This is a genomic window from Shewanella sp. S1-49-MNA-CIBAN-0167 (genome assembly GCF_040310145.1).
Taxonomy (GTDB): Bacteria; Pseudomonadota; Gammaproteobacteria; order Enterobacterales; family Shewanellaceae; genus Shewanella; species Shewanella psychromarinicola.
This window is the reverse complement of record NZ_JBEOPO010000366.1, coordinates 1-257: the sequence shown is the minus strand read 5'-3', so window position 1 is coordinate 257 and position 257 is coordinate 1. Positions and strand designations below refer to the sequence as shown.

1 pseudogene is annotated in these 257 nt (G+C 43.6%); it reads right to left on the bottom strand.

Going from position 1 to position 257, the window contains the following annotated elements:
- A pseudogene (locus AAEZ00_RS21650) lies at nt 1–257 on the bottom strand (hypothetical protein); the annotation flags it as partial.

The following is a 257-nucleotide window of genomic DNA, read 5'->3' as shown; positions in this document are numbered from 1 at the left end:
ACGCCTTTATCGCCCGATCAAATTGGTGTTGATGCTGTAATACTCGAGCATATAAATAATAGGTCTGCGCATCGGGGCTGGCATTGGCCATTTTGGCTTGTAACCAAGCTTTTGCACGACCGTAGCGATAATCAGCTTCACCGGGATATTGTCCTTGTTCAATAAAATCACTGATGTCGTCTAAGCTCATCTGCTTGTCGGTATCATTAAACACTTTCCAGGTCGCAATAACTTCACTGGTGTCTTTTGGTGTATAT